Source organism: Pseudomonas sp. NPDC096925 (assembly GCF_044762545.1).
Lineage (GTDB): Bacteria > Pseudomonadota > Gammaproteobacteria > Pseudomonadales > Pseudomonadaceae > Aquipseudomonas.
Window position 1 is genome coordinate 850,640 of sequence record NZ_JBIWEM010000002.1, and the last position, 26,549, is coordinate 877,188.

Sequence of the window (26,549 nt, forward strand, 5' to 3'; positions counted from 1 at the left end):
ATATGGTTGATTCTTTTCAAGGACGGATCATGGCCACTTACAGCGTGAACCACTCACAGAAGCACCTCGCTGTACTGATTGATGCCGACAATGCCCCGGCCGCCATCGTTGAGGGGCTGTTCGAGGAAATTGCCAAGTACGGTGTGGCGAGCGTGAAACGTATCTATGGCGACTGGACCGGCCCCCAACTGGGTGGCTGGAAAAAGGTTCTTCTCGATTACTCCATTCAACCCATACAGCAATTCGCCTACACAAAAGGGAAGAACGCAACCGACAGCTCGTTGATCATCGATGCGATGGACCTGCTCTACACCCGGCGCTTTGATGGTTTTTGCCTGGTTTCGAGCGACAGCGACTTCACTCGGCTAGCTTCGCGCATGCGTGAGGAAGGTCTGACTGTTTATGGGTTTGGGGAGGAAAAAACACCGAAACCATTCGTGGCTGCCTGCGACAAGTTTATCTACACCGAGCTTTTGCGGGAGGAGGTTTTGCCTTCTGCCAGCGAGGAAGTGGCAGGGGAGGTTGATGCTACTGCAGGGACCGGTAAGCCGAACACAGAAGTAGTCGCTCGTAAAAAGCCCAAAGCTCCAGTTAGCTTTATCAGCAAGATTCTGGACGATCTCGCTGACGAGGAGGGCTGGGCGAACCTGGGGGCGTTGGGCGCCAACATGACCAAGCTTCGACCTGAGTTCGATTCGCGCACGCATGGTTTCAAGAAGCTGAGCGATTTGATCAAGGGCCATCCACATGTATTCGAGTTGCAGGCACGGCCGGTTTCCGGGGGCACGGCTGCGCTTTACGTTCGCCACAAAATCTCCCGTTAGGTTCGGGCTGATGTGCAAGAAGAAATGCCGTACAGCCCTGATCGTGCTCGGCTCAGAGTGACGGCGCTACATACACAACCCGGTTTCGTCCATTCTGCTTGGCGTCATAAAGCCCCTTGTCAGCGCGCTCCAGTGCGTCATCCAGCGTTTCACCCTTGGCAAACAGGGTGCACCCTACGCTCACGCTCACCTTCAGTTGACCACCGGGCAATTGCATCGGTCCGGCACCCACCTGTTCGCGAATCCGCTCAGCAATCCGCGTCAGCTCTTCGCTGTCCTTAACCTGCAAAATAGCGACGAACTCCTCACCCCCATGGCGCACCAGCAGGTCATCAGGGCGAAGTGCTGCACGCAGGCGCCGGGCAGACTCGCAGAGCACCTTGTCGCCGCCGCCATGGCCGTACTTGTCATTGATGGCCTTGAAGTGATCCAGGTCGGCATAAACCGCACCCAGTTGTAAGCCGTTCACCTCTGCCAATCGCCGTTCATGGTCTTCAAACGCCGTCAGCGCGCCGCGGTTCCACAGTTGCGTCAAAGGGTCGAGCAGGGCCTTGCGCTGCTCGCGATCCATTTCAAGCCGCAGATCGCGGTTCACCTGTGCCAAGGTGCGCAGCTGCAGATACCCCTCGGCGAGTGTGGCCAGGTCCCTGAAGTTCGCTTGCTGAGCCTCGCTGAGCACGCGGGGGCGCGGGTCGAACATGCACAGCGTACCGATGGCTTTACCGTTCCCGGCGCGCAGGGGGTGGCCGGCGTAGAAGCGGATATAGGGCGCGTTCAGCACGAGCGGGTTATCGACGAATCGCCCGTCGCACGTGGCGTCGGGCACCATCAGGGTATCCTCGCCGAGAATGGCGTAGCCGCAGAAGGAAATACTGCGCGTCGTCTCGCTTGCCTCAAGCCCTATGCGGGCCTTGAACCACTGTCGGTCCTGGTCGATGAGGCTGATAAGCACAGTGTCCACATGAGCCAGGTCCTGGGTGAGCCGCACCAGGGTATCGAGGTAAAGCTCGGCTGGCGTATCGACCAGGTTCATGTCATCGAGCGTGCGCTGGCGAAGCGCTTCGTCAGCGGGAAAAGGGCAAGCGGGCATCCTTGGTTCTCCAGTCCTTGGTTAGTTGCTTTTGCACCTGACGGGTGCATGTACTCTATCTGTCAAAGCAAGCACAGCATAGGTGATGGCGAGAAGCCACGGGTTACAGGATTGGCCGGGCATTTCTTGCCGAGTGTGTGATTTCTTCCGCTCAAGCTTCGTCAAGAATGCTACCCCTTAGCCGTCGTCTTGGGGACTGATACAGGGCCTTCCATGCAAACGCTGTTGAACGAGATTCTCGAAGAAGTACGTCCCTTGATCGGCAAGGGCAAAGTGGCTGACTACATTCCTGCGTTGGCCGATGTGCCTGCGAACCAGCTGGGTATCGCAGTCTATGGCAACGATGGCAGTTATTACTGCGCAGGCGACGCGCTGGTGCCGTTCTCGGTGCAGAGTATTTCCAAGGTGTTCAGCCTGGTACAGGCGATTGGGCACTCGGGTGAAGCCATTTGGCAACGGCTTGGTCATGAACCCTCTGGCCAGCCGTTCAACTCGCTGGTGCAGCTGGAGTTCGAGCGTGGTCGGCCGCGCAACCCGTTTATCAATGCGGGTGCGTTGGTGATCTGCGATATCAACCAGTCGCGCTTTGCGGCACCCACGTTGTCGATGCGCGATTTCGTTCGGCGGCTATCGGGCAATCCGCACATTTCCATTGATGCCCGCGTTGCCGATTCGGAGTATCAATTCCGCGCGCGCAACGCGGCCATGGCTTACCTGATGCAGTCGTTCGGTAACTTCCATAACGAGGTGGAGACGGTGCTGCGTAGCTATTTCAGTTACTGCGCGCTGCAGATGAACTGCCTTGATCTGGCTAGGGCATTCTGCTTCCTGGCTAACGATGGGTTCTGCAAGCACAGCGGTGAGCAGATTCTGACCCGGCGCCAGACCCAGCAGGTGAACTCGATCATGGCCACCAGCGGGTTGTATGACGAAGCAGGGAATTTCGCCTATCGGGTGGGGTTGCCTGGCAAGAGTGGCGTGGGGGGCGGGATTGTGGCGATCGTGCCGGGGCAGTTCACGGTGTGCGTGTGGTCGCCGGAGTTGAATGCTGCGGGTAACTCCCTGGCTGGGATGGCGGCGCTTGAGTTGCTCAGTTCACGGATTGGGTGGTCGGTGTTCTGATCGGCGGGCGAGAACTCCCATACCAAACTGCCTTCCTGGGTGAAGTTGCAGCCAGCGGTGCGGAGTGAAACGAGTGGACTCCGAACTCTTCGGCAGTTTTCCGGGGGAGCGGCTGCGCTGTACGTTCGTCACAAAACCTCCCGCTAGGTTCGACATTTACTGGCCCTAGGCGTTGTATCCGTCCAGGTTCAATCCAACGGAAGGGCCAGCTTTACACGCAGCCAAGTGCTGCAGCTCAATTACTTACTCAATCCCGCTTGGAGGGACAAGCCGATGATAGTTATCGAGAGCTTTCATTGCCTTCATACGTGCCTGTCGAAGCTCATCGATATGGGGCGGGGAAAGATTGGCTAGCGGTGTTGGTAATGCAGAAGCCGTGGCACGGCACCAGATGTCATAGGTGGGGCTACTTGAAAACTCAGAGACGTGCAAGCCTCGTGCAAGAGCTTCCTCGATCCCTTTGGCGATGGCTGGCTTTGCTCTGTGATAGGCAAACCGTGATGAGGGATGGTTAACCACCGCCACCGGTGTGCCCTTCGATAGCGAACGGACTTTTTTTCCGTTGCGTTTGCTGAAACAGACAATCAAATCCGGCGCCAGCACGCTCACCACTTCAGAAAAGGCAGATTCGCTCCGCCCCCAGGCGCTTTTGGGTGGGGCTTTGCGACAGGCACTTACGAACTCCTGCAGGTAATTGTAGTAAGCGATGCACTGCCAAAACCCTTGCGTATCCAAACTGGCGCCATCGGGCCTGGCCTTCGTGACCGCAGTCCTGATCTTGGTAAAATGCGCGTGTTTACCTGGTTTGGCAGTGGCCAAGGGATGAGCTTGCCCCAGAGCGAGAGCTTTTATGATTTCCGGTGTAACGGTTGGCCGCTCATGTTCCTTTTGCCCATAGTGCGATTCGCACACCAAAAGCATGCGCAAGCCGTGGACGCCCTCTGTATATCGGGCGCCCACCCAAGGTGCGAATCGAACGGGATGTTGAGGAACTGTCATCTCTGTTCTAGCCGGGGGCGACTTATGGAATCTTGATCCCCAGCGCATTCAACGTTGGCGTATCCATCCTGCCATTCACGGTCAGCGCACTGTCCATCTGGAAGGCCATCAACGCACCACGTGTCGCCTTGCCCAACACCCCATCAATGGGGCCTTGGTAATACTGGCGTACCGTCAGGGCGGTCTGCACGCGAGCGACCAGGTTGCTCTTCTGCTCGTTGGTTGCTCGTGCTTTTGAAGTCGTCGAACTCGTCCCGGTCGATGTACCAGACGACTGATAAAGGCTATTGCTACTCGAGGTACTGCTCGATGTACTTGGCGCGCTGTAGTTCCGCGTGCTGGTTGTGGGCGGGCTGTAGTAGCGTGGTGCGCTATAGCCGCCCGAGCCGCTGTAGTGGGAACTATGCGAGCTGTGGGACCGATGTGAACTATGCGAGCGATGTGCCGCATAGATGTTCACTGCGTCTGGCGCGTTGAGCGTATCGGCAAAGACTGGGGGCTGTAGTTTGTCGTTCGGCTGCCAGCTGGCATCAGCAAGCGGCATATGGACCGCCTGTGCCAAGGTGGTACCTGCCATCGGCAGCAGGGTGATCCCACTGATCAGGACTTTCCAGCGGTCAAGCAATTTCACTGCGCACTCCTTGCAAAGGCGCTAAAGGCCTCGGTCGATAGTGGTTGTACGCCGCGGCTCTGCCAGCGGTCGGTGTGGGATTTGAAGAAGCCTGAGCAATGCTGAACCGCAGCGCATTGCTGGCAGGCATCGATGAACAGGTTCTTCCAGTCCGAAATGCTCTGGCGGGCGAAGCGCGAGAGATGAGCCGGGATCAAGCACAGGGGCAGGTTATAGATCGAAACCGGCATCCCGCGGTTGAACAGGAAGTACACGGCTTGGCTCAATGATTCCTGATAGTCCAGCGGGTCAACCCACAGTTCTTCGTAGTGCTTCCTGGCGAGGCCCGTACTTTCGATACCCATCAGCGCAACATGCCGTACGAACGGCAGGTTCCTGAATACGTAGTGGGCTAGCTCGGGCAGGCGCGGTGTGGTCAGGCGATTGAGCACGACGCGAATCTCGATGATCTGGTCGGCGCGGGCGAGGTTATAAAGGCCATGCAGGGTTTCGCTGAAGGCGCCAGGGGCCTGCACCACATGGTCATGGTCTTCAGCATTGTCGGCATACAGTGGAATACCCCAGCTCAGCTGAGGGTGGCCAAGGGCATTCAATGCTGCGATCCAGCTTGGGTCTTTGAACAGGCGCCCATTGCTAAGCACGTGTACGGACTTTTGCGGCAAAACGGCTTTGCACTTGGCCAGAATCTCCAGCAGACCATCGCGATAGAGCGTTGGTTCTCCGCCGCTGATGCCAAGATTTTCCTCGCCCGCGTCCATCAAATCTATGAGCCGAAGGTTTTCCTCGATGTGCCAGCGGTCATCAATATCTTTTGGCGGCTGTGAGCACATAAGGCATAGGCTGTTGCAACGGTCCGTCATGAACAGCAGGTTGCTGTCTGAACCGCGACGGTAAAGCACTCTTACCAAGGTGTTGCCTGGCGTGATGGCAATGACATCACCCGGCTGCACGACATCCGCATCTTTTGGAGAATGCAGGTGCAGTCTCTCGTTCTCGATGTGCTCAGTCAGTGGTTCCGGGGTCAGGATGCCGCCTACCGGCAATGAACGCAGGTGCGGGCTTCGTTGCAGTTCGTTGTTTGGCAGCCAAAGCAGCAGATCACTGAATACAGCGCTTCCGGCACACACAGCCAGGCCCTGCTCGATGAACTCATCCAGTGTGATGACCTTGAGCAGCTTTGGCTCATTCAAGTGATGAATTTCGAAATGGGTATCTTTGCGCAGCATCGTCTTCAGCCCCTGTAGCCCGGGAAGCGAACATCGCTGTAGGAGCGCCTGTTCAACCAGGACAGCAGTACCCGTTGTAAGTTGTCGTCACCGTCGCGAAGCAAGCCAAACAAGTGCTTCAGCAGACCCATGTTCTTCTTGCAGAAGCTGCTGAATACCCTATGCCCGATCGGGTCGCCTTGGCGGGCATAGTGTTCGATCGGGTCTGCACCACAGTAAGGGACCAGCGCGCAGTCCGAGCAGCCGGGCAGTGCTTCGGCAACTCCGCTGGCAAGCAACGCTTCCATGACGGGCGAAGCCAGGAGTTCTGGCAGGGGTTGATGGACTGTGCCTAGCCTCAAACCGTCTTCGCCCATCTCCAGTAACATCCGGGCTTCGTCCGACGGGTAGACATAACCGTCATAGTTGTAAACCAGCGCCGCAGAGCCGGCGCCGGCGGGGGAGCGCAGGTCTACATAGCCGGAAGAGAAGGGCGTCAAGATGTTCTTCAACAGCAGGCTCGTATAGCTTTCCGACAAGAACACGCCTTGCTGGTTGATATCTAACAGATAGGCCAGTGCCTTCTTGTAGAACTCCAGGTATCGCTCAATCGGGTAATCAAGGCGATGCGCACTCTTGGTGGCAAACCCGTAAGGGCTCAGCGGCCGAAGAGAAATGCTGGAGAAGCCCTGGTTTACATACTCGTCGATGATCGCTTCAGGCTGTTCAAGGCTTCTTGAGGTCAGCGTGGTCAGGGCGGAGACCGCGTCGTGCCCAAGGCGTTCACGCACCCGCTGTATGCCTTTCACGGTACGCTCGTACGAGTCTCGTGACGGTGTTGGGCGGTTGGCATTGTGCAAGGGGGCGGGCCCATCGAGCGATGTCGAGAACTGGATTCGATGCTGGTTTGCGAAGTCGAGTATTTCGTCCGTCAGATGGTGCAGGGTAGTGGTAATGACGAATTGGATATCCCGCTGTTCGACCACGTTTCGTTCAGTCACCCACTCGACAATCTGGCGCACACGCTCGAAGGCCAGAAGCGGCTCGCCGCCCTGAAACTCCACCGTCAGGGCGGGAGCGTTCGATTCGAACAAGCGATCAACTGCGGCTAATGCGTCCGTTTCCGACAGGTCGTGGCCGGAGCCGCCCAGCGGGGCGCGCGACACCTGGCAGTACTGGCAGGTGTGATTGCAGCGCAGTGTTACAACAAACAAGTGCAGCGCAGGGCCCTGGAACAAGAAGTCTTTGCGGCTGCGATACTGCGCAGCCATTTCCGGGAACGGATCGTGACGGCCTGGCTCGTAGATGAAGTGCCGAGCCAGCAAGTCTTTGTAGAACGGTGTGCCTGGCTCAACGCTGAAGTAACTGAGGGCCCGCAACTGCGCGTCGTTCACGTGCAGGTACTCGCCTGTATCAGAGGTGAGCAGAATGTCACGGTCATGCCCCGTGTTCATGCGCATGAAGCGAAAGGGCAGCAGGCGGTAGCTGTTGGCATCGGTTGCAATCAGTGTCACTGCGAAATCCCACATCCAGCGAGCGCAGCTCGGGCCAGCATTTCGCGCAACCCTGCGGTTTCGCGGTTGATGTGGTCGCGCAGGGCAAAGTCGTTCAGATGCTGGAGGATCAGCGAATGGGCTTGCTCCAGGGATAGCGTCAGTTTCGCTTCAGCGGGCAGGGCTATGAGGCTAATTTGGTCGGCGTCGATCCTAATCTGGATCGCGACGGTGTCGGCCAGCGCGTAAGCGGCTCGCTGTACCACGCAGAGGGGATAGGCTGCGCTGTCGAGTGTCAGCGTGACTGGCCATGTCATCGAAACCGGTCCTTCATACCCATTGGAAACGTATGGATTTTGCCTGTTATTGAGGCATTGTGCCATCATGATTTTTTACATTTTCTCACATTTGACATGCATGAAGTGCTGACTTGGCTGTTGACGTGAAGTTTCTTGTTGCTTTGTCGAGGGAGCCAGTCGCCTGCTCCCTACGTCCCTACGTCCCTACGTCCCTACGTCCCTACGTCCTTGCGGTCGCGGCGTTTGATTTAAACTATCAGTAGTGGCCATATGCCATTCAGTAAGGGTAAGCTCGTTTTCAAAGTCTTATAGACCCATCGACAACCCCCACCCCCCTTGGAAGCCATGGAACTCATCAGTACCGCAAAAGCGCTGGAAGCGCATCTCAAACGGCTCATCGAAACCCACAGCACTATTTCTTTCGGCGTCGCCTGGGCATCAGCGAACACCGCCGTCTATGAAGCCTTGTTCCGAAACAAGGTGAAAATTAGCAGCGCAGTCATCGGTATACATTTCTATCAGACAGACGCCAAAGTACTGATGGATTTTGCCGGCTCCGAACAGGTCAAGTTCGTCATGCAGCCAAATGGCGTTTTCCACCCTAAGGTCTTTCTCTTCCAGAGCGATGGCAGCTGGGAAGCCATTATTGGCAGTGCGAACCTGACTGCAGGCGCACTGGGCAAAAACACCGAACTCTGCACACTCATAACCCATCGGGATGGCTTGGCTGTCGAGGAAATTCAGAAACTGGTCAATGGATATGGCCAATACGCACGTGTTGTTTCAAAAGACGATGCAAAACGATATCAAGCCATTCGAGAAGCGAGGAAGCCCCAGCTTGACAAGCTGATGGACCTTTATGGGGAGCGGCCCTCTGGCAAAGCAGCAGTCGACTCCAGCGTCATGACGTTGGACTGGGCCAGCTATTTGATGCTGCTCAGGACGGACAAGCAAGGCCTCAAGGAGCGCTTGGCGTTTCTAGACGAGATACAGGCGGCTTTCGCCCGCGCTCCAACCTTTCAAGATCTTGATGGGCAGACGCGAAGAGCAATCGCGGGCCTGCCAAATCAAGTCATCGCTTCTGCCGGTTGGTTTGGTTCGATGCAGGGCGCAGGCGTCTACAAGAACGTGGTGATTGAAAGGCCTGAGCCATTTTCAAGAGCGTTGGAGCACATCCCTGTGCAAGGGACAGTCACAAAGTCGCAATACAGCAGATTCATCGAAGAATATTGCAGCGCTTTCCCTGACGGCCGGGATGGTATAGCAACGGCTACACGTCTACTGTGCATGAAACGACCTGATCAGTTTCTGTGCGTCGACAGTGCCAACCGAAAACGACTGGCCAAAGATGTCGGGTTGGTGCGGCCTGACCAACTGGACTACATGCGATACTGGGATGAGGTTGTAGAGCGCATCCTGGATGCGCCGTGGTGGAGGTCCGCACCGCCACCTTCAGGTCAAGCTTTAAAGGCTTGGAATGCCAGGGCCGCTATGCTGGATGCCTTGTTTTACGAGCCATAGGTTAAATATTGCCCAGCTAAACTGATAACTTTGTTAGCTTTTGCGCGAGGGTAACGTCAGCTTACGAGGCACAGTAGTGCGACTTTTAGCGCACTGTGCCTATTGGCGGTCTCCACGCCTGAAGAGTCGCAGGGTCAGAGCAGATTGTTATCGCGGGCTCTTGGGGCTCCTCTATCGAGTAGAGATCTCAACGGGTAGCACTCCACGCGGCACGCTTTCACAGGGGGGCTACTCGAACTGATCCGTCATTGTCCCTCGAGAAAACTTGCAAACTGCAACGAGGTACTTGGCCCGTCTCGCAGCAACCCTGCTGAATACCTATGGCTACCTCAATCGAACTCAGGCCCCCCACCAGCTATCTCCCGAGCAACCCAACCCTTGAACGCCTCCGCCACCGGCGATGGGTGCATCGCACCTGATTGGGCCAGCACCACTTTTTGCGGTGATACCTCTTCCAGTAATGGCCGGCACAACAGCGGTGTACCGTCATAGCAGTGGTCCCCGGCGGGCCGGGTGCATGACAGGGCAACCCCGTAGCCATGCGCGACCAGGCCCCGTTGCATCTCGAAGGTCTGGGTAAATTGCTGAGTGCGCGGTTGCAGGTTATGCGCCCAAAACAGCGAAAGAAAATACTCACGCGTTTGTGCGATGTCCTCAAGAATCAAACACTCCTGCGCCAGCTCATGCAGCGGTATCGCTGCCAGCTGGGCCAGGCGGTGGTCAGTGGCGATGAGTGCGTAGGGTTTCAGCTCAGCCAGTACCTGGCGCGGCAGCGAGGGATCGAGGCCTATGTCATACGTCAGCGCGAGCTCGGCCTTGCCGGCGCTCAGGTGGCGGTGTACGTCTGCCAGGTCAGTCTCGAACAGCGTGACCTCCACATCGGGATACTGCTTGCGAAAACTCGATAGCAGCCGCGGCGCGTAATAGGGGCCCAAGTCCTGAAAGCAGATAAGCGACAGGTTGCCGCGCAGCGAGCCTCGCGTGGCATCCGCGTTTTGATTCATGGCAATGGCCATGCCGATGATATCGCGTGCCTGGGCCAGTAAACGCGTACCTGCTGACGTCAGCTCCAGCCCGCGGCTGACCTGGCGCCGGAACAGCCGCTCGTTCAGCGCCTCTTCAAGCTGGGCAATCGCAACCGAAACCGATGGCTGCGAAACGTGCCGGGCTCGCGCCGCAGCGCTGATGCTGCCGTGTTCGGCCACGGCGACGAAGTATTCGAGCTGCCTGAACGAGAACCCTATCATCTTTTCCTATACTCGGGATTAGGAAATATATTCTTTTCCTATCGTAGCTGAAAAGCAATACTCGCGGTGCACCTTGCTTGTTCCGCTTGATACTTGGCAGTGGTGCTGTTGCCCAATAAAAAGACCAAAGGGTGCTTATGAAACAGACCGCCGAATTTCAATTAAGTGAAGAAACCATCGAGGCTTTCCAGCGCGATGGTGCCGTCTGCGTACGTAATTTGTTCACGCCGGAAGAAGTTGCACTGCTCGAAACCGGCATCGAACAGAACCTGAAAGCCCCAAGCGAGCGCGCTAAAGTGGCGAGCCGCCCTGATGACCCGGGTTGGTTCTTTGAAGACTTCTGTAATTGGAGTGATATTCCGGCCTATCGCCAGTTCATCTTTGAAAGCCGGGTGGGTAGCGTTGCAGCGCAACTCATGAACAGCGAGACAGCCCGGCTTTATCACGATCACCTGCTGGTCAAGGAACCCAACACGCGCCAGCGAACGCCCTGGCATCAGGACCAGCCCTATTACAACATCGACGGGCGCCAGAACTGCAGCATGTGGATGCCCGTCGACCCGGTCTCCAGAGCGTCCACCCTTGAATTCGTGGGGGGCTCGCACCTTGGGCCGTGGCTGATGCCACGCAGCTTCCTCGACAGCCAGGCGCAATGGTTCCCGGAAGGCAGCCTTGCGGACTTGCCGGATATCGAGGCCGATCGCAGCGCCTGGAACATCCTCGGCTGGGCGCTCTCCCCAGGCGACGCGGTGTTCTTCCACATGCTCACCTTGCACGCCTCTGGCGGTGTCGGGGGCAATCGCCGGCGTCGAGCCTTCTCGGTGCGCTTCCTGGGCGATGACATCACTCACGCACCGCGCCAGTGGAAAACCTCGCCACCGTTTCCTGGCCTGGAAACGCAACTGGCCAGCGGTGCCGAAATGAACCACGAACTGTTTCCGGTGCTGTGGCCAAGGGCTTGATGATTGGAATAATGCGTGCCTGATAAAACCGCACGGCATTAGCGTTGTGCGGACCTGATAATAAAACCAAGAAGGTATCTATGAGCGCTCAATCTTCACATCAGTTGAAGCGGGGTCTCTCTACCCGGCATATTCGTTTCATGGCGTTAGGTTCTGCTATCGGTACCGGACTGTTTTATGGCTCGGCATCGGCAATCAAATTGGCAGGGCCTTCAGTTCTGCTGGCCTATCTGATCGGTGGCGCAGCCATTTACATGATGATGCGCGCCCTTGGCGAAATGGCGGTTCATAACCCGGTGTCAGGCTCGTTCGGCCACTATGCCAGCCAATACCTGGGGCGCTACTTTGGCTTTCTGACCGGTTGGAGCTACGCGTTCTCGATGTTGGTGGTGTGCCTGGCAGACGTGACGGCCTTTGGCGTTTACATGGGGCTGTGGTTCCCTGAAACGCCCGCGTGGATCTGGGTGCTGGGGATAGTGTTCTTTATCGGGGCGCTGAACCTGTGCAGCGTGAAAGTGTTCGGGGAGATGGAGTTCTGGCTGTCGTTGCTGAAGGTGACCGCGATCGTTGCCATGATTGTGGCAGGCGCGGCAGTGCTGCTACTGGGTATCCAGTTGAATGACGAGGCAGGCACGGTTGCCGGAATCTCGAACCTGTGGAGCCACGGCGGGTTCTTCCCTAATGGCGTCAGTGGAATGATCGCTTCCTTCACTGTCGTGATGTTCGCCTTTGGCGGGGTCGAAATGATCGGCATCACCGCAGGCGAGGCAAGGGACCCGAAGCGCGTGCTGCCCAAGGCTATCAACTCGGTGCCTCTGCGTATCCTGCTGTTCTACATTCTTACCCTGTTCGTACTCATGGCCATTTACCCTTGGACCAGCATTGGCAGCCACGGTAGCCCGTTCGTGCAGATCTTCAGTGGTCTTGGCATCAGTTCAGCGGCAACCGTGTTGAACATCGTGGTCATTTCAGCGGCTGTTTCGGCAATCAATAGCGATATCTTCAGCGCTGGGCGCATGATGTACGGCATGGCTCAGGACGGCCAGGCACCTGCCGGCTTCGCATCGTTGTCGCGTTTCGGTGTGCCGTGGATGACGGTTGCAGTGATGGGCGTTGCGCTGCTTCTGGGCGTGGTATTGAACTACCTGGTGCCAGAAGACTTGTTCCTGGTGCTCGCTGCGGTGGTCACGTTCTCCATTGTCTGGGTCTGGTTGATGATCCTGCTTTCTCAGGTGGCCATGCGGCGCGGCATGAGCAAGGAGGAGGCGGCTGCACTGGATTATCGTGTGCCACTGTGGCCGGTAGGGCCGGCTTGCGCGATTGCTTTCATGGTATTCATTTTTGGCGTGCTCGGTTGGTTCCCGGCCAGCCGCACAGCCATGTATGTCGGGGTTGGCTGGTTGGTGCTGCTATCCCTGGGTTACTGGTTGTGGGGTGTGCGTGCGCCACGACAAGTGTCGGCCAACGCTTGAGGCATTGAACCGTCAGCGTCCGGCAAGGGACTGCCGCGACGCGTCTCCGATGCATGGCCAGGCGTATACCTTCAAACCACTTCGGGTCACGATCGAGTGGGGCGTTCAATTGCCCGTGCGGGGATCGGGGTAGACATCACGATGGACGTTCGCGTCTCTCCATAGATGTTGATCTTTTCGATCAGCCGCTCCAAATCGCTCATGCTGGCGGCGACCACACGGAAGATGTAGGAGTCTGCCCCTGTTATGTGATGGCACTCCAGCACTTCCGGTATCGACCCTAGCAGCTTGAGGAATTTTGCCTTGGCCGGTTGGGGTACTGTCATGGCCAATATGGCCCCGACCAGATAGCCCGCTTTTATCGGGTTGACCCGCGCCGCATAGCCCTCGATCACTCCCTCTTCCTCAAGGCGCTTGACTCGCTCGGTGACGGCTGGCACCGAGAGGTGGACGTGCCGTGCAAGCTCTGTATAGGTCATGCGACCGTTGCCCTGAAGGCGATCAAGGATTTTCCAGTCAATGTCATCCATGTGGCTTAATTCCTTAGGTAAAAGACGAATCTTCCTTAGAAAACCCATTCTGCCCTACCCAAGCCATGCCTACCATGCCTCCATGATCGACGCGTACCGTATGGAGGGGCTCATGTTGTTCATCAAGGCGCTTGTCATTGGCTTTTCAATCGCTGCACCCGTCGGCCCGATTGGCCTGCTCTGCGTCCAGCGGAGCCTGAAGCGTGGCTTTCGTTCAGGACTTGCGACAGGGTTGGGGGCTGCAACCGCCGACGCTCTCTATGGGGTGCTCGGGGCAGTCGGCATTACCGGGGTGGCCCTGTCTGCTCCGTCGCTGGCAATGCTTCTGAAGGTGGTTGGTGGTGCGTTCCTGATGTGGCTGGCCTGGGGTATTGCCCGCGACGCGCTGAAACCCAAGCATGCAGCAGTGGTGGCAGCCTCTACGGCAGTCACTCGCGACTTCCTGACAGCGTTCGGGTTAACCCTGTCCAACCCCATGACAATATTGGCCTTCATTGCCATTTTTGCGGCACTCGACCCGCTGTCCGGCGAGCCGCAGGCGGGTGAAGCAATGTGGTTTGGCACCTGCTCAATGCTGGCTGGAGTCTTCTTGGGATCTGCTGCGTGGTGGCTGTGCCTGAGTGGGCTGACGGCGGCTTTACGCAAGAAGATGTCCGTCTCGTTCATGCGGATCATCTCTGCAATGTCTGCAGTCGCTATCGGCACCTTTGGCTTTGCCCAGGTGGTCATCGGGTTGCGCCTGGTCTTGTAGCAGATGTCGAAAAAATGCCTGCAAGCCACTCAGCCCGTGTCATCTCCCATATTTCGACGCGCATCTGCCCGCAGACAAAATCACCGTCCCGCACGCCCACCATGCGCATGCCTTCATTCTCTGAGACCCTGCGGGACGCGTGGTTGGCAACCGCTTTGGGGACCTGCATGAGCGGACGCGACAATGTCTCGAACCAATACGCGTTGATGACCCGACATGCTTCACGCATATAGCCTTTTCCCCACCACTGGGGCGCAAGCCAGAAGCCTCTGTTGTTTCCAGGCTGTTTAAACAAACTGATGCTGCCAATGGTGCACTCGGCGTCGTTGCGCAGGCGGATCATCCAGTGCCATTCACGACACGCTGCCATGGCCGGCAGGGCGACATCGCGCACATAGACCAGCGCGCCATCCTCTGGATACGGCCATGGGACACGACGATCCAGATAGCGCACTACCTCCCATTGGGGGAACAACTCCTGGATGACGGGGGCATCCTGCAACTGGAGTGGCGTGAGAACAAGACGATCGGTGAACAGCGTCGGAAGGCGATCCATGGCATTCGTTCCTGGGCATCCGTTTGGCTTTTAATGGTCTGTGATGGATTCGTTGGTGTCGAGCGTTCACTGCCCTTTGGACTGCGCTGTCGCCTGGAGAACTGAATTCGCAAGCGGTCCGCGTACCTGTGGGACCAACTGTCTTGTGCAAGCTTTAAAGGCTTGCGCAGTTTTTGTGGGAGCGGGCGAGCCCGCGAACACCGGCGGAGCCGGTGCCATACACCGCGTTGGCTGTTTCGCGGGCACGCCCGCTCCCACAAGGGAAAGTGACACGCTCTCGAACATTGTTCCCTGTGCGACAGCGCAGCCCCAAGGGCTGGGCAATCTCCCACAGTGTCCCTGCCAATCCAATGAGTCATGTGCAGCGCCATGACAACTGGCTTGCCTGCAATCAGCAGGTGCGCCCGCCGTCGGCACTGGGTAGGGCGCAGGTGAATCAGCCGCGGCTGGCCTCCAGTGCCTGGGCCAGGTCGGCGATGATGTCGTCGCTGTGCTCGATGCCGATCGACAAACGCACCATGTCCCGTGGCACGCCGGCCTTTTCCAGTTCCTCGTCGTTGAGCTGGCGGTGGGTGGTGGAGGCGGGGTGGCAGGCCAGCGACTTGGCGTCGCCGATGTTCACCAGGCGCACCACCAGCTGCAGCGCATCGATGAAGCGCGCACCGGCCGCCTGGCCGCCCTTGATGCCGAACGACAGGATCGACGCCGGCTTGCCACCGGTGTAGCGCCGGGCCAGTTCATGCTCGGGGTGGTCGGGCAGCCCTGCGTACTTCACCCAGGCCACCTGCTCGTGGGCTTGCAGGTAGCGGGCAACCTTCAGCGCGTTCTCGGTGTGGCGCTCCATGCGCAAGGCCAAGGTTTCCAGGCCTTGCAGGATCAGGAAGGCGTTGAACGGCGACAGTGCGGCGCCGGTGTTGCGCAACGGCACCACGCGGCAGCGGCCGATGAAGGCGGCGGGGCCGAAGGCTTCGGTGTAGGTGACGCCGTGGTAGGACGGGTCGGGGGTGTTGAGCAGGGCGAAGCGTTCCTTGTTGTCGGCCCAGGGGAACTTGCCGGAGTCGATGACGATGCCGCCGATGCTGGTCCCGTGGCCGCCGATGTACTTGGTCAGCGAGTGCACGACGATATCGGCGCCATGCTCGAACGGCCGGCACAGCACCGGGGTGGCCACGGTGTTGTCGACGATCAGCGGCACGCCGTGGCGGTGGGCGGCCTCGGCCAGCGCGGCGATATCGACGATATTGCCGGCAGGGTTGCCAATGGACTCGCAGAACACCGCCTTGGTGCGCGAATCGATCAGTGCTTCGAGGGCGGCGATGTCGTCATGGGCGGCGAAGCGGGTGTGGATGCCCATGCGCGGCAGGGTGTGGGCCAGCAGGTTGTAGGTGCCGCCGTACAGCTTGGCCACCGAGACAATGTTGTCGCCGGCCTCGGCGACGGTCTGGATGGCGTAGGTGATGGCCGCCATGCCCGAAGCCACCGCCAGCGCACCAACCCCGCCCTCCAGGGCGGCCATGCGCTGTTCGAGCACATCGTTGGTGGGGTTCATGATGCGCGAGTAGATGTTGCCGGCCACCTTCAGGTCGAACAGGTCGGCGCCGTGCTGGGTGTCGTCGAAGGCGAAGGAGGTGGTCTGGTAGATCGGTACGGCCACCGCGCGGGTGGTCGGGTCGGGGCTGAAGCCTGCGTGGATGGCGAGAGTTTCCAGCTTCATGCAATCGTTCCTTGAGCGTGGGGTGGAAGCGTTCGAGCATGCGGCGGTGGGAGGGCGTGGGTCAAGGAGGTCGTGGTGATGTGCCGTTGAGCGGCGTTGCAGAAAAGAAAGTGACGATTGGAAGGAGGGCGAAGGGCAGCTTTTGGCCTGATATGTGATCGGCTGGTTGAAACCGATTGGACATTCGAAATCACTGGCACAATCAGGAGATGAAAGGGTAAAAAGACCCAAATCAGGCAACCCCATCGGCATCACCTTTGAATGCCATTCGAGAAGACGGGACGGGTACTGCAGTTCATGGAAATCACTCAGCTACTCAAGACTATGCTGCACTACAGGGAAGCCCTCGAGGCCCATGGCATCCGAGATACTGGCGGTTACGCTGAATTACTAGCGGCAAAGGCGCTTTGTGCACACCGCAACAAAAGTGGTGTTGAGAAGGGTTTTGACATCCTGTGTCCGCAATTGGGTAGAATTGAAGTGAGATCCAGATGCTTGCCGCGGAGCGGTAGGCATGAGACTCGCATTGAGCTCTCTGACAAGAAGGAGGGTTGTTTCGACTACCTGCTGGGTATTCTATTTGACCCGGATATTGAGGTTGTTGGCGGCTTTTTGCTTCCTCACCATGCCGCCTTCAGTCTCTCTCGGCTGCAGCAATTCAAACGCATTCCATTTTCGACTGGGCTGGCTCATCCGCAGGCGATTGATATTACCGAAAAGCTCCGACTAGCGCAGAAACAGCTTTGAATTGCGCGTGCCTCGCTTCTGGCTCGCAATGGCTAGGGAATCGCGCTGTAAATATGGGCCATTTTCTGTTTTTGGACTTCCGTGATTGGGAAATAGGTATCGCAAATTGGATCAGTCAAGACCAATTCTCCCGTTGATGGCCTGACCATCATGTTGTCGAGTCTTACGTCAATAGCTGCTTCGTGTTGAGCAGCAAAACGCGCCGCCGTTTCCCAGGCCTCTAACACGCCTGAGTAATCATCATGGTGATCGGCAAGCTGTAAACAGCGCTCTCCAAACTCAACCAAAGCCTCTCCATACAGTTGGCTCTCTTCGTCTTCAACCAGTTGTGCCAGAATCAAGCTGATGTCTTCTGCGAGTTTGCTGCCAAAAGGGATAGGTTGCAGGACCTCAACCTCAGCCAGCCAGTAGAAGCTGTCGTCGTCCTCGTCCGATGGTGCGACTGGGCCGTAGTCATGCAGAATGTTCGTAACGTGTGGACTAAGTCTTGCTGATTGCTCTGCTATGAAGTTATGCCCGCATCCCTCTCGGGTCAAACGATACAGTTTGTTCTTAACTTGATAAAGCATAGTGTTGGATCCGTGCTTGAAGTAGCTGGCTGACTTCAACGGATCATTGGCCAGAACGTAGTCGAAGAACGGGCCTTTGAATAGATTGCTCATGAGTTTGGAACCTTGCTCTTGGTTGCGGCGTACGTTTCAGGTGGACTGCTTCGCTGCCGTGTCGATAACGTGGTCGCGAAACACTTCGCCAATGGGGCGGACCAACCCGACTCTAAATGAACTTGTCCCACTGGGCAGACTAGATGATCTTACCGGTGCAACTCCTGCTCACTGAGTCAGTATTTCGACATACTGACGGTAAAGCGCTTCTTTCTGCGCCGGCGAAAGGTTTTCCGCTGGTACGTACTCGCTGAATATGACCCCGGTATAGTCCGGGAAGCTGGCCTCTGTCAGGCGCTCCAGCGGCAAATTGAGCAGGGACTCGTCTACGGCCTCGATAAACGTCTCAAGGCTGACAGGCTCGCCTTCACTGCTCAGTTCTACCCACAAGGCGCCCTCTTCAAAGACGGTGCTATCCCACGCGCCCCTGAACAGGTACTGGGCCAGCAGTTGTAGTGCGTGGTCATTCCATAGGCGGTAGGTTTTGTAGTTTTCCTCATACTCATCACACACACGACCGACGATGTCCTGGAATGTCAGCCCCAGCTTGCCGGTGTCGCATCGCAGGCGGAAGCTATCCTCTTCTTGCGCAAACCCGACTTCGTTCTTCACGGGGTAAGAGGTGCACAGCTTCAGCGCCACTGCATACGAACTACCGATCAGGCGATCATCATTTCGCCCCATGGCGGCAACGTTTCGCACGATGAGCTTGGCGAGGTAGTCGAGCAGTTCCTTGAAGACATAGTCCCGCTTTTTCCTGGCCCAGGCCTCATCGTAAACAGGCTGGCGACCGTCATACACCACGTTGCCTGGAATGCCAGGCTCAAGCAACCGCTCGAAGCGAACCAGCGGCAAGTCAAGGCCGTAGGCGTCCTCGAAATTGCGCAGCCCTTGTTTGATGCTCTCGATCAGTTGGTCGCGTTCGGCGATCTGATACTCGTCCAGGCCATGATCGGCGCCATATTTCATTCCATTGCCTCGGTTGTCGAAGGGGCCAGAATTGGTCGTGCGGCAAAATACTATCACCGAGCCGACCGCGGCAGGATAGCCCTTCAGCATTGGCAATGCTGCTATCGCAGCCCTTACGTACGCTTGCCGAGGCTGGCATAAATTGGCAATCTGCGCCGCAATATCAAAAAGACATCACGCAGTGCTCCAAGCCCTGTGCATGGACGCTTCGATAAAAGGGATTTCCCATGCCGCACGCTGTAAAAACGATCACCCAGGCGCTGGACGAAGCACGCGCCTTGATGGCCGATTGGGTCGTACCAGAAGGGGCCAGTGACGCTGATACATTGGGTGAGCTCGTCGGGGTGCTGGATAACCGTACCCTGAACAATGCAATGCGCACGCTGTCCGCGCCGTTCCACCAGGGCATCAACCGCAAGCTTCTGGCCCCGCGCTACAAAGTCGCTTTCGACCTGCTGCACAAATACGGGGTGATGGTTGACCCAAGCTCGCTCAGCGATGAAGTCATCGAGCGCCTCTATCCGCGGGTCAACTACCCGCGCTTCAGCTACGGGCAGACCTTGCGTGAATGGAGCGACGCGGTGCTGGGAGAGGGCGAGCAGGTGCAGTTCTTCCTGCCGCAGGCTCCGCGGCGCAATACGCACCTGGCTACCGTGCAGTTCCTCAGTGATGACATTCGCGAGCTGACCGATGCGTTGGTCAAAGCCGCCTGCCCGGCTGATGAGGCAGAGGTGGAAGCCGTTGTCGAAGACAGTGCCTATGAGCCGGAAGTGCGAACGGCAACACCTTCGGATTTCGCCGCCGAGGCACAGGACATTACATCGGGTGCGCGGCGTGGCATCAACACCCTTATTGCTTTGGCTGAGGAAGCCGAGGAACGCTGGTCGCCCGCCATGCGTGAATGCATTGCTGCAGTCAGGAGGGATCACGAGCGGGATGATGAGGCCGACACGCTGGAGGTGATGGTCGAGTTGGTCGACCGCCTCGACAGGCTGGCACGCGAAGCCCGCAGGCTTTTGCAGGAGCGCGGCACAGCCGCAGGGTGATAGCTCATCGTCGTGGAATGTCGTAACGGTGAGCCCGGCAAACCGTTAAATGTTTGCACAGTGATACCGACAGCTTGGTTGAACAGATTTAGAGGAATGTTTGATGGAAAGCGAGATTGACATCAACGGGGACACCGAGCTTTTGCAGTTGCTCAGTGACGCCGATCCCGCCGATGTGTCCGTTCTGGTCGACTTCTTGACCGACTCCGGCAAGGGGCGGTTGTCGATGGCAAGTGAAGTCCGAGCAGCACTTGAGTCGGCGAAAAGAAAGAGCAAGTTTTCCCGAGGCGTGCTGTTGCTACTGATTCGTGAGCTTCAGCACTATGGCGGGAACAGCATCGTCAACCTGTTTCGCCGCAATGGGGTTCCTTATGCCGAGATCGTTGCCGATGTGCTTAGCCATGTGGGCGGAACGAGCAGCAAGGACGAGCCGGCGGCGAGCCTGGAACTCAAGGTGCTGGAGAAATTGCTCTCTCAGGCCTGGGAGAAGATGTCGCCGCAAGAACAGGCCGATTTCTCCAAGGGCTTCCAGAACGACACAGGTGTGCTGGGCATATCGTACGCCGCGATTCAGGCAGCCATACGGCGCGGCGGGCCTGCCGCCGTACAGGCCGCGCTTCTGGCAAACAATGCATTCGCCCGGTTGGCAATGGGCGGGGCTTTGGCCGCTGGTGCCAACATCATCGCGGGGCGTGCAGCCGGGTTGGCATTTGGCCCTGTGGGGGTGGCGCTGACGGGTATTGCAGGGGCTCACACACTGGCGAGCCAGGCCTACCGGGTAACGGTGCCGTGCGTGGTGCAGATTGCCTACATTCGGCAGAAGAATGCACAGGTCACTTGCCCCGCTTGCCATGCGGGTAGTGTCCGGGGCACTAAATTCTGCAGCGAATGCGGCACAGCCTTGGTGCAATGACCGATCCAAACTGAACTGGAGCCCGTGATGGAAAACAACCTCCCAATGCAAAGCGCTCCCACTAGCGAGCCAGCGACCTGGTTGATAGGGCGATCTGCCGAGCAGCCCCTGATGAGTGTCAATCTTGTCACGGAACAACTTGTTCCCGCCGGCGCCGAAAAGGTGGATGCCAGCAAGTTGGGCATCGACCGATTGGCTCCATTGCTGCAAACACTGCCCAATCTGGTCGTCGCTCAGGACGTTGCCCAGTCTCGTTACATGCAAGTGGTCATCGATGGCCCGCTCGCCGCCGCAGCGAATGGGGAGGGCTTCCGGGCCTTCTCGATTCAGGGTGGAAGGATTCGTGAGCATGCGACTTTGTTCGAGCCTGAACGGCTCCAGCAATTGGTCAGCTCTGCTGCGATGTTCCAGATCGCCTCTGCAGTCGTTGCACAAAAGCATCTGGCAGATATCAGTGCCAAGCTCAGCGAGATACAGGCAGGGGTGGAAGGCATTGCCACGTTCCTGGTCGAGGAGCGCAAATCCAAGGTTAAAGGGGCCCTAAAGTACCTTCGACAAGTCACCCCTCTGGTCCTGGCAGGTGAATTGAACCCTGCAATCAGGCAGAAGCTGGAGGACATCGAACTGGATTTGGAGGTGATTAATGACCACGTGGAGGATGAGCTGACCAAGTTGGCCCAGAAGGCCGTGGAACATAAGGCACCAGGCCTGTTCGAGACGACGGCTGGATTGACGGCTGCCTTGAAAAAGATGCAGAGCGAATCCGATGCGCGAGCAGAGGAATGGAAGCTGTGTATGGGAACTCGTCTCGTTGCCTGCCGGCTGTTGAGTTCATTCCCTGGCGAAGCTGCTGTGGTCAAGCACCGTCAGGCGACGCTGGAAAAGGTTGCGGCTGACTTCCTGGGGGAGCGTGGGCAATTGTCCAATTTCAAGCGTGCTGTCCAGGCTCGGGTCAAAGGCCTTACCTCCTACCTGGACTCCCAATCCACAATCCAGGCAAACCGCTTGTCGTTGAGAGAGTGGGAGGAGGATGCGCTGCCATTGTTCATGGCAAGTACGAAAAGCGATATCGGGCAGATGCAGCAATTGCTGGTTGAGCAGCAGTCGCCCGTCGTATTGACGATCGAGATGCGGGGTAATGACGTGGTTGGGGCCTATCAGTCCCCGGCCGCATAAGCCACAACAGTGCGTTCGAAGTTATCGAACGAAAGCCTTGCTGAAGATTGAAAAGGGTGGTGGCAAATGGCTATTTATCATAGTAATCTCGCCATCACTTTGACGTCAAAACGCCATGGGTTTCAAGGATGATCAAGCATTGGATGCGCCAGCGAGGCACTTTGGTAAGCGTGGCTGCGAACACCGCAAGGTCCAGCTTCAAGCACGCCACCTCAGCCATGCGTGCCTGCGACGTCGCCCGCAGTTTGCTCTCGGGCACCTTTCACGTTTCGTTCCCCATCGCATTTTCATCTGAGCACGGCTCCAGTCGGTAAAACGGTCTTCCCCCGCGCTCCATGTCTCTCAGGCTAAATCCATGCACGATAACGCCCCCGGCCAGATTCCGGTGCCACCACGCGCGGCCGATCCATCTTGCAACGCCCCTGCTTTCACCCTGAGGCCCACACGTTTCAGCTTGAAAGATGACCTGGTGCTGTCGGCCAAGACACGGCTACAGCTGGACGAATGTCTGGCGCGCCTGCGCTTTCATCGCACCATCTACCAGGATTGGGGCTTCGCCGCAGTCGACCCGATGGGCATGACTGCCATCCTCAACTTCTATGGCCCACCGGGTACAGGAAAAACCCTGTGCGCTGAAGCGTTGGCGGGTCAGCTTGGGTTACCGTTCATGGCGCTGGGCATTGCCGAACTGGAAAGCAAGTTCATGGGCGATACCGCACGCAATATCCAGGCTGCGTTCGCCCAGGCGACCGAGACCGGCGCCCTGTTGTTTTTCGATGAGGCCGATACCTTGCTCGGCAAGCGTTTGTCTTCGGTTACCCAGGGTGTCGATAACGAGGTCAATGCGATGCGCTCGACGCTGTTGATCGAGCTTGAGCGCTATGAAGGGATTGTTGTTTTCGCCACCAACTTTGCTGGCAATTACGATGAGGCATTTCGCAGCCGAATCGGCTATCACATCGAATTCAACCTTCCAGACCTGGCCGCCCGCGAGCAGTTGTGGTCGCGCTTTCTGGTCGAGCAGATCCCCTTGGGTTCACCCCGCGATTTGCTGTTGAGCGAAGCGGCCATGCAATCCGAGGGGCTGTCCGGACGAGAGATCCGCACCTGCATGCGCCTGGCGTTACCCAAGGTCCTGCTGGCTGCTGAGCAGGAAGGCGGTCCGGCGCAATTGCAGATGGCCCATATTCAGCAGGCCATCGACGAAGTGCAGACCGCCCAACGGCAGGTCGCCATCCCGAATACCCACGCTACCAAGGATGCCAAGCGGGCCAAGGCCCTGCTGGGTATCGACTGACGACATCACGAGGATTGAACAATGGGCTTTTTTTCGGATTGCTGGAGCGCCATCAAGAGCGTTGGTTCAGCGGCGGTAGAGGTGGTGCGCACAACGTTCGACAACGTTCGTGAAAAGGCCAGGGACGCCCTGGACTGGATGGCAACCAAGGCAGAGTCCTTTGTTGGCAAGGTCAAGGAGGTATGGAGCAAGGTCAAGCCCTTCATCGCTAATGTGGTCAGGCCAGCGCTGAAAATTGCTGCCGAATGGGCGACCGTTGCACTGCCGACCTTCCCTTGGGTGGCGACTGCCATACGGGCCTTCGACAAGGCCCTTGAAGCGTTGCTGAACTGGGAAAAGAGCGCGCTGGCCAAGCAGGTAAAAGCTGCTGTCGAGTGGGCCATTGCCAAAGCGAAAATGCTGCGCGATATCTTCTTGAACGACAAGGAAATGGAGCAGGCTGCGGCTCACGAGGAAGTGTTGCGCGAAGCCCGTGAGGACGTGCGCGGCGAAGCTGGCCGTGCCCTCGACCTGGCAACCCTGATTACCCAGTATGCCCAGTTGAGCACGCGTATCCAGCAAGTGCTGGAAAACAACAACATCAGCGATTTCGACCATTACCTGCGCCTGCGCGCTTCGCAAAAGTTGCTCAAGGATACCGAGCAGCGCCTGATTCATGCGCAGGACCTGGAGGCGATCAACCGTGACGATCTGTTCCTGGTAGAGATTGGCGCAGAGTTGCTCAAGGCCAACCCCCTGGTCAGCGATGACCAGGCGGTGCGCCTTGATGAAGTGATCCATGCACGTTTCGGCAAAAAGCTGATTCCGTTCGTCTTCGAAGAGCTGATCATGGCTTGGGGTTGCAACCTCGAACAGCAGGAGAAGGACTGGAAAACGCTCAGTGAGTCGGTGGCCAGGCTCCAGGTTCAAGAGCGCCAGTTGAAGATCAGCCAGAACCTCGGTGAACCCTCTGCCGAAGACAAGGCGACCTTGGCAGAAATTCAAGCTCGCCTGCCTGCCCTCAAGGCACAGATGGATCAGCTGCGCAAGCGCAACCAGGAAATGCGCAACTACGTCTATGCCGCCGAGGGCTTCCTGCAGGTGCTGGAAAAGCAGCCTGAAGACTTTGCCGATGACGCTTACCTGCTCAGTGACAGCCAGGAGGTCGGCATGATCATCATCGACTGCGCTCAACATGGCAAACGCTGGGAAGAACTGACCGAAGATGAGCAGAGCCTGATCATCGACTTCGCCAACATCTTCGAAGAAGCCAGCCGTGAGCGTGCTGGCCGCCTGGTCGAGGTGGCAGCGTGAGTTTTCAGGAGATCCTTACTTTCCTGCTGCCTTCGACGGACCCGCTACAGCTGTTGTTCGCCGGGCTGATCGGCGTACTTTCGCTGGTGACAGTGGTCGCCTTGCAGCTTGGCGCACGGGAGCGGACCTGGGAGCGCAAGTGGAATGGCGGCGGCCAGAATGACCTGGACGTCGAGCACGGCTCGCTGAATGAAATCAGTGCTGCTGTGGCCAGCCCTGGTGAAAAAATGGCCGAGTTCATGCCCGGGATCTTGTTGATCCTGGGGTTGCTGGGTACCTTCCTGGGCCTGGGTATCGCTTTGAACAAGGCGTCGACGATTCTGGTCGAAGCCAACGCCGGGGGTGGCATGGATAACGCCATGGCCAACCTCATGGGCATGATGGAGGGCCTTGGCACCAAATTCAAAACGTCCACCTGGGGCATTCTCGCCTTCTTGCTACTCAAAGCCTATGCGGCCAGCAACGGCTATGAAGAGCGGCGTCTTCGCTGGTGTGTCGGGCAGATGAAGCGTGCCTTCGACAGCAGCCGTCTGCAACGTCAGGAAGAGCGCCAACATGTACAGACGAGGCTGTTTGAGACATTGACTCGTTTTGATGTCAATCTTGCCAGCCAGAACGAGAGCCAGCGGCAGTTGCTGGAGTTGCAGGTACGTCTGCTCAAACTGCATGCCGCAACGACCCAGCAGGCGCTTACGGACAATCGTGCCAGCATCGATGCCTTGCTTGTGCCACTGCAAGCGTCGCTGCACGAACAGCAAACCGGTAACAAGACCCTGCAAGGGCTGTTACAAGAGCAGCAGGCAGCCAACCACAACGTGCTGAAACTGCAAGAGGATCAGTTGTCTGGACACCAGGTTCTGCAGACCCTGGTACAGGAAACCCAGGCAGGTAACCAGATCCGGGATGATGTCCTGCAGGCGCAGCAAGCTGGCAATCAAACACTGCAGGGGCTACTCCAGGAGCAACAGGCAGCCAACCACAATCTGCAGAAGCTGCAAAAGGACCAGTTGGCAGGCAACGAGGTTCTGCAAAACACCGTGCAGGTACAGCAAGTAAACAGCGACTTGCTGAAAACTGCCCTCCCTGTGTTGAGTACCTTGAACAGCACCAGCGAACTGGCGCTGACTACGTTGAGCGGCATCGATACCCGATTGCAACAGCATGGTGAGCAGAATCAGCAGCAGCTTGAAGACGGTCGGGCCACCCGCCAGGCGATGGAACACTTGATTGACAGCAACAGCCGCAACCTCGCTGCGATTTCTGGTGCAGCTGAACAGATGGCCAGTGCCGCCAGCATCATCGGTGCTTCGGCAGGTGACCTGCAGCAAGCCATTGGTGATTTCAAGGAGGGTGTGGCTGGCGTGCTTGGTCACCTCAAGCAAGACCTCGGCGAGACCATTGGCCTGATGGGTAGCAGCTTCACCAACAACATGACACAGATGTCTGCCAGCCTGTCCGAAGCCACACTGGGAATCTCCGCCGCGGTCAACAGCCTGTCGAACAACGTAGGCCAGACCATGGAGGGCATGAAGAAGTCTAACGAGGAGTCGCTGAACCTGCAGCGTAATGCTCATGCCAGCTTCCAGGGCTCCAGTGAAACCTTGCAAGTCAATGTGGAGGGCATGACTCACCTGGTGGGCGACCTGCGTGAGAAAATCCTCTCTGGCCTCAAGGCTGTTTCCGATAGCGGCCGACGAATGGTGGCCCTTGACAGTCGTTACGAATCGATCACGCAGCAGGCCGAATTCGCCGCCAGCGAAATCAAGGAGTTGGTCGCGCAGCTCATGACGATGCAGCACAGCAGTCCGTTGCAACCGGCCATGGATGCATTGACTGCGCGTGTCGACATGATCGGCCGCAATCTGCAAGCGATCGATCAGCGTCTGGATGAGCTGAGCAGTCTGGCCCAACACAGTCAGCAGCGCAGCACCGGCAGTGAAATTACCCAGTCGCTCAGGAAGATCATTGACCAGCTTCATGCCCTCGACCGCCCGCAACCCGTTGCGGCACTGAACGAGGTGGTCGAGTGA

25 protein-coding genes are annotated in these 26,549 nt (G+C 57.7%); 13 read left to right on the forward strand and 12 right to left on the reverse strand.

Annotated features, from left to right (window positions below; genetic code table 11):
- Positions 1-29: 29 nt before the first annotated feature.
- Positions 30-824, forward strand: coding sequence for an NYN domain-containing protein (locus ACIQYU_RS10010; protein WP_241105684.1), 795 nt, complete (start codon positions 30-32; stop codon positions 822-824).
- Between the two features lie 52 nt (positions 825-876).
- Here the strand turns inward: ACIQYU_RS10010 and ACIQYU_RS10015 are convergent, their stop codons facing one another.
- Positions 877-1,914: a sensor domain-containing diguanylate cyclase gene (locus ACIQYU_RS10015; RefSeq protein WP_233686844.1), complete on the reverse strand. Its 1,038-nt coding sequence runs from the start codon at positions 1,912-1,914 to the stop codon at positions 877-879.
- Between the two features lie 213 nt (positions 1,915-2,127).
- On the opposite strand from ACIQYU_RS10015, the gene glsB reads away from it, so the two are divergent.
- Positions 2,128-3,036: a glutaminase B gene (gene glsB / locus ACIQYU_RS10020; protein ID WP_013972011.1), complete on the forward strand. Its 909-nt coding sequence runs from the start codon at positions 2,128-2,130 to the stop codon at positions 3,034-3,036.
- Positions 3,037-3,279: 243 nt separating this feature from the next.
- Here glsB and ACIQYU_RS10025 read toward each other — a convergent pair whose 3' ends face one another.
- From ACIQYU_RS10025 to hxsD, 5 genes are all read right to left on the reverse strand, one after another.
- Complete coding sequence (locus ACIQYU_RS10025; RefSeq protein ID WP_402799527.1) at positions 3,280-3,957, reverse strand: hypothetical protein; 678 nt, start codon at positions 3,955-3,957, stop codon at positions 3,280-3,282.
- 100 nt (positions 3,958-4,057) lie between these two features.
- Positions 4,058-4,666 carry a His-Xaa-Ser repeat protein HxsA gene (gene hxsA, locus ACIQYU_RS10030; RefSeq protein ID WP_241105682.1) on the reverse strand — a complete coding sequence of 203 codons (609 nt, stop codon included), beginning with the start codon at positions 4,664-4,666 and terminating at the stop codon, positions 4,058-4,060.
- Complete coding sequence (gene hxsC, locus ACIQYU_RS10035) at positions 4,663-5,892, reverse strand: His-Xaa-Ser system radical SAM maturase HxsC (RefSeq protein WP_241105681.1); 1,230 nt, start codon at positions 5,890-5,892, stop codon at positions 4,663-4,665. Before hxsC ends, hxsA begins: the two co-directional genes overlap by 4 nt.
- Positions 5,893-5,897: 5 nt before the next feature.
- Entirely contained in the window at positions 5,898-7,385 is a 1,488-nt protein-coding gene (gene hxsB, locus ACIQYU_RS10040; protein ID WP_241105680.1) for a His-Xaa-Ser system radical SAM maturase HxsB, read from the reverse strand.
- Positions 7,382-7,681, reverse strand: a complete 300-nt coding sequence (gene hxsD, locus ACIQYU_RS10045; protein ID WP_241105679.1) for a His-Xaa-Ser system protein HxsD — start codon at positions 7,679-7,681, stop codon at positions 7,382-7,384. The genes hxsB and hxsD overlap by 4 nt, the downstream gene beginning before the upstream one ends.
- A gap of 327 nt (positions 7,682-8,008) precedes the next feature.
- Here hxsD and ACIQYU_RS10050 point away from each other — a divergent pair, with 327 nt between their 5' ends.
- Positions 8,009-9,184 (forward strand): phospholipase D family protein, encoded by a 1,176-nt coding sequence (locus ACIQYU_RS10050; RefSeq protein WP_241105678.1) that lies wholly within the window; start codon positions 8,009-8,011, stop codon positions 9,182-9,184.
- A gap of 329 nt (positions 9,185-9,513) precedes the next feature.
- On the opposite strand, the gene ACIQYU_RS10055 is transcribed toward ACIQYU_RS10050, so the two are convergent.
- Positions 9,514-10,431, reverse strand: a complete 918-nt coding sequence (locus ACIQYU_RS10055; RefSeq protein WP_241105677.1) for a LysR family transcriptional regulator — start codon at positions 10,429-10,431, stop codon at positions 9,514-9,516.
- Between the two features lie 137 nt (positions 10,432-10,568).
- On the opposite strand from ACIQYU_RS10055, the gene ACIQYU_RS10060 reads away from it, so the two are divergent.
- Positions 10,569-11,393 carry a phytanoyl-CoA dioxygenase family protein gene (locus ACIQYU_RS10060; RefSeq protein ID WP_063915113.1) on the forward strand — a complete coding sequence of 275 codons (825 nt, stop codon included), beginning with the start codon at positions 10,569-10,571 and terminating at the stop codon, positions 11,391-11,393.
- Positions 11,394-11,473: 80 nt separating this feature from the next.
- A complete protein-coding gene (locus ACIQYU_RS10065) occupies positions 11,474-12,865 on the forward strand; it encodes an amino acid permease (protein ID WP_233693565.1) in 1,392 nt (463 codons plus the stop codon).
- Between the two features lie 86 nt (positions 12,866-12,951).
- Here the strand turns inward: ACIQYU_RS10065 and ACIQYU_RS10070 are convergent, their stop codons facing one another.
- Entirely contained in the window at positions 12,952-13,395 is a 444-nt protein-coding gene (locus ACIQYU_RS10070) for an Lrp/AsnC family transcriptional regulator (RefSeq protein WP_207836819.1), read from the reverse strand.
- Positions 13,396-13,507: 112 nt separating this feature from the next.
- Between ACIQYU_RS10070 and ACIQYU_RS10075 the strand changes: the two genes are divergently transcribed.
- The gene (locus ACIQYU_RS10075) at positions 13,508-14,146 is read left to right on the forward strand and encodes a LysE family translocator (RefSeq protein ID WP_402799381.1); all 639 of its coding nucleotides are present in this window, start codon (positions 13,508-13,510) and stop codon (positions 14,144-14,146) included.
- On the opposite strand, the gene ACIQYU_RS10080 is transcribed toward ACIQYU_RS10075, so the two are convergent.
- Entirely contained in the window at positions 14,121-14,702 is a 582-nt protein-coding gene (locus ACIQYU_RS10080; RefSeq protein ID WP_402799384.1) for a GNAT family N-acetyltransferase, read from the reverse strand. The two genes, ACIQYU_RS10075 and ACIQYU_RS10080, sit on opposite strands and share 26 nt — an antisense overlap.
- A gap of 436 nt (positions 14,703-15,138) precedes the next feature.
- Entirely contained in the window at positions 15,139-16,416 is a 1,278-nt protein-coding gene (locus ACIQYU_RS10085; RefSeq protein ID WP_025338571.1) for a bifunctional O-acetylhomoserine aminocarboxypropyltransferase/cysteine synthase, read from the reverse strand.
- Positions 16,417-16,713: 297 nt separating this feature from the next.
- On the opposite strand from ACIQYU_RS10085, the gene ACIQYU_RS10090 reads away from it, so the two are divergent.
- Positions 16,714-17,163: a hypothetical protein gene (locus ACIQYU_RS10090; protein WP_233686836.1), complete on the forward strand. Its 450-nt coding sequence runs from the start codon at positions 16,714-16,716 to the stop codon at positions 17,161-17,163.
- Between the two features lie 32 nt (positions 17,164-17,195).
- Here ACIQYU_RS10090 and ACIQYU_RS10095 read toward each other — a convergent pair whose 3' ends face one another.
- A complete protein-coding gene (locus ACIQYU_RS10095) occupies positions 17,196-17,825 on the reverse strand; it encodes a hypothetical protein (RefSeq protein WP_233686835.1) in 630 nt (209 codons plus the stop codon).
- 168 nt (positions 17,826-17,993) lie between these two features.
- Entirely contained in the window at positions 17,994-18,884 is an 891-nt protein-coding gene (locus tag ACIQYU_RS10100) for a hypothetical protein (protein WP_402799386.1), read from the reverse strand.
- A 137-nt stretch (positions 18,885-19,021) separates the two neighbouring features.
- On the opposite strand from ACIQYU_RS10100, the gene ACIQYU_RS10105 reads away from it, so the two are divergent.
- The 6 genes from ACIQYU_RS10105 (at position 19,022) to ACIQYU_RS10130 (ending at position 26,549) form a co-directional block, all read left to right on the forward strand.
- A complete protein-coding gene (locus ACIQYU_RS10105) occupies positions 19,022-19,840 on the forward strand; it encodes a hypothetical protein (RefSeq protein ID WP_402799388.1) in 819 nt (272 codons plus the stop codon).
- A 103-nt stretch (positions 19,841-19,943) separates the two neighbouring features.
- Positions 19,944-20,753 carry a ubiquinol-cytochrome C chaperone family protein gene (locus tag ACIQYU_RS10110; RefSeq protein ID WP_207836791.1) on the forward strand — a complete coding sequence of 270 codons (810 nt, stop codon included), beginning with the start codon at positions 19,944-19,946 and terminating at the stop codon, positions 20,751-20,753.
- A 111-nt stretch (positions 20,754-20,864) separates the two neighbouring features.
- Positions 20,865-21,929, forward strand: a complete 1,065-nt coding sequence (locus ACIQYU_RS10115) for a hypothetical protein (RefSeq protein ID WP_233686832.1) — start codon at positions 20,865-20,867, stop codon at positions 21,927-21,929.
- Between the two features lie 454 nt (positions 21,930-22,383).
- The gene (locus ACIQYU_RS10120) at positions 22,384-23,226 is read left to right on the forward strand and encodes an ATP-binding protein (RefSeq protein ID WP_233686831.1); all 843 of its coding nucleotides are present in this window, start codon (positions 22,384-22,386) and stop codon (positions 23,224-23,226) included.
- A 21-nt stretch (positions 23,227-23,247) separates the two neighbouring features.
- Positions 23,248-24,519 carry a hypothetical protein gene (locus tag ACIQYU_RS10125; protein WP_207836778.1) on the forward strand — a complete coding sequence of 424 codons (1,272 nt, stop codon included), beginning with the start codon at positions 23,248-23,250 and terminating at the stop codon, positions 24,517-24,519.
- Entirely contained in the window at positions 24,516-26,549 is a 2,034-nt protein-coding gene (locus tag ACIQYU_RS10130; RefSeq protein ID WP_207836776.1) for a hypothetical protein, read from the forward strand. Before ACIQYU_RS10125 ends, ACIQYU_RS10130 begins: the two co-directional genes overlap by 4 nt.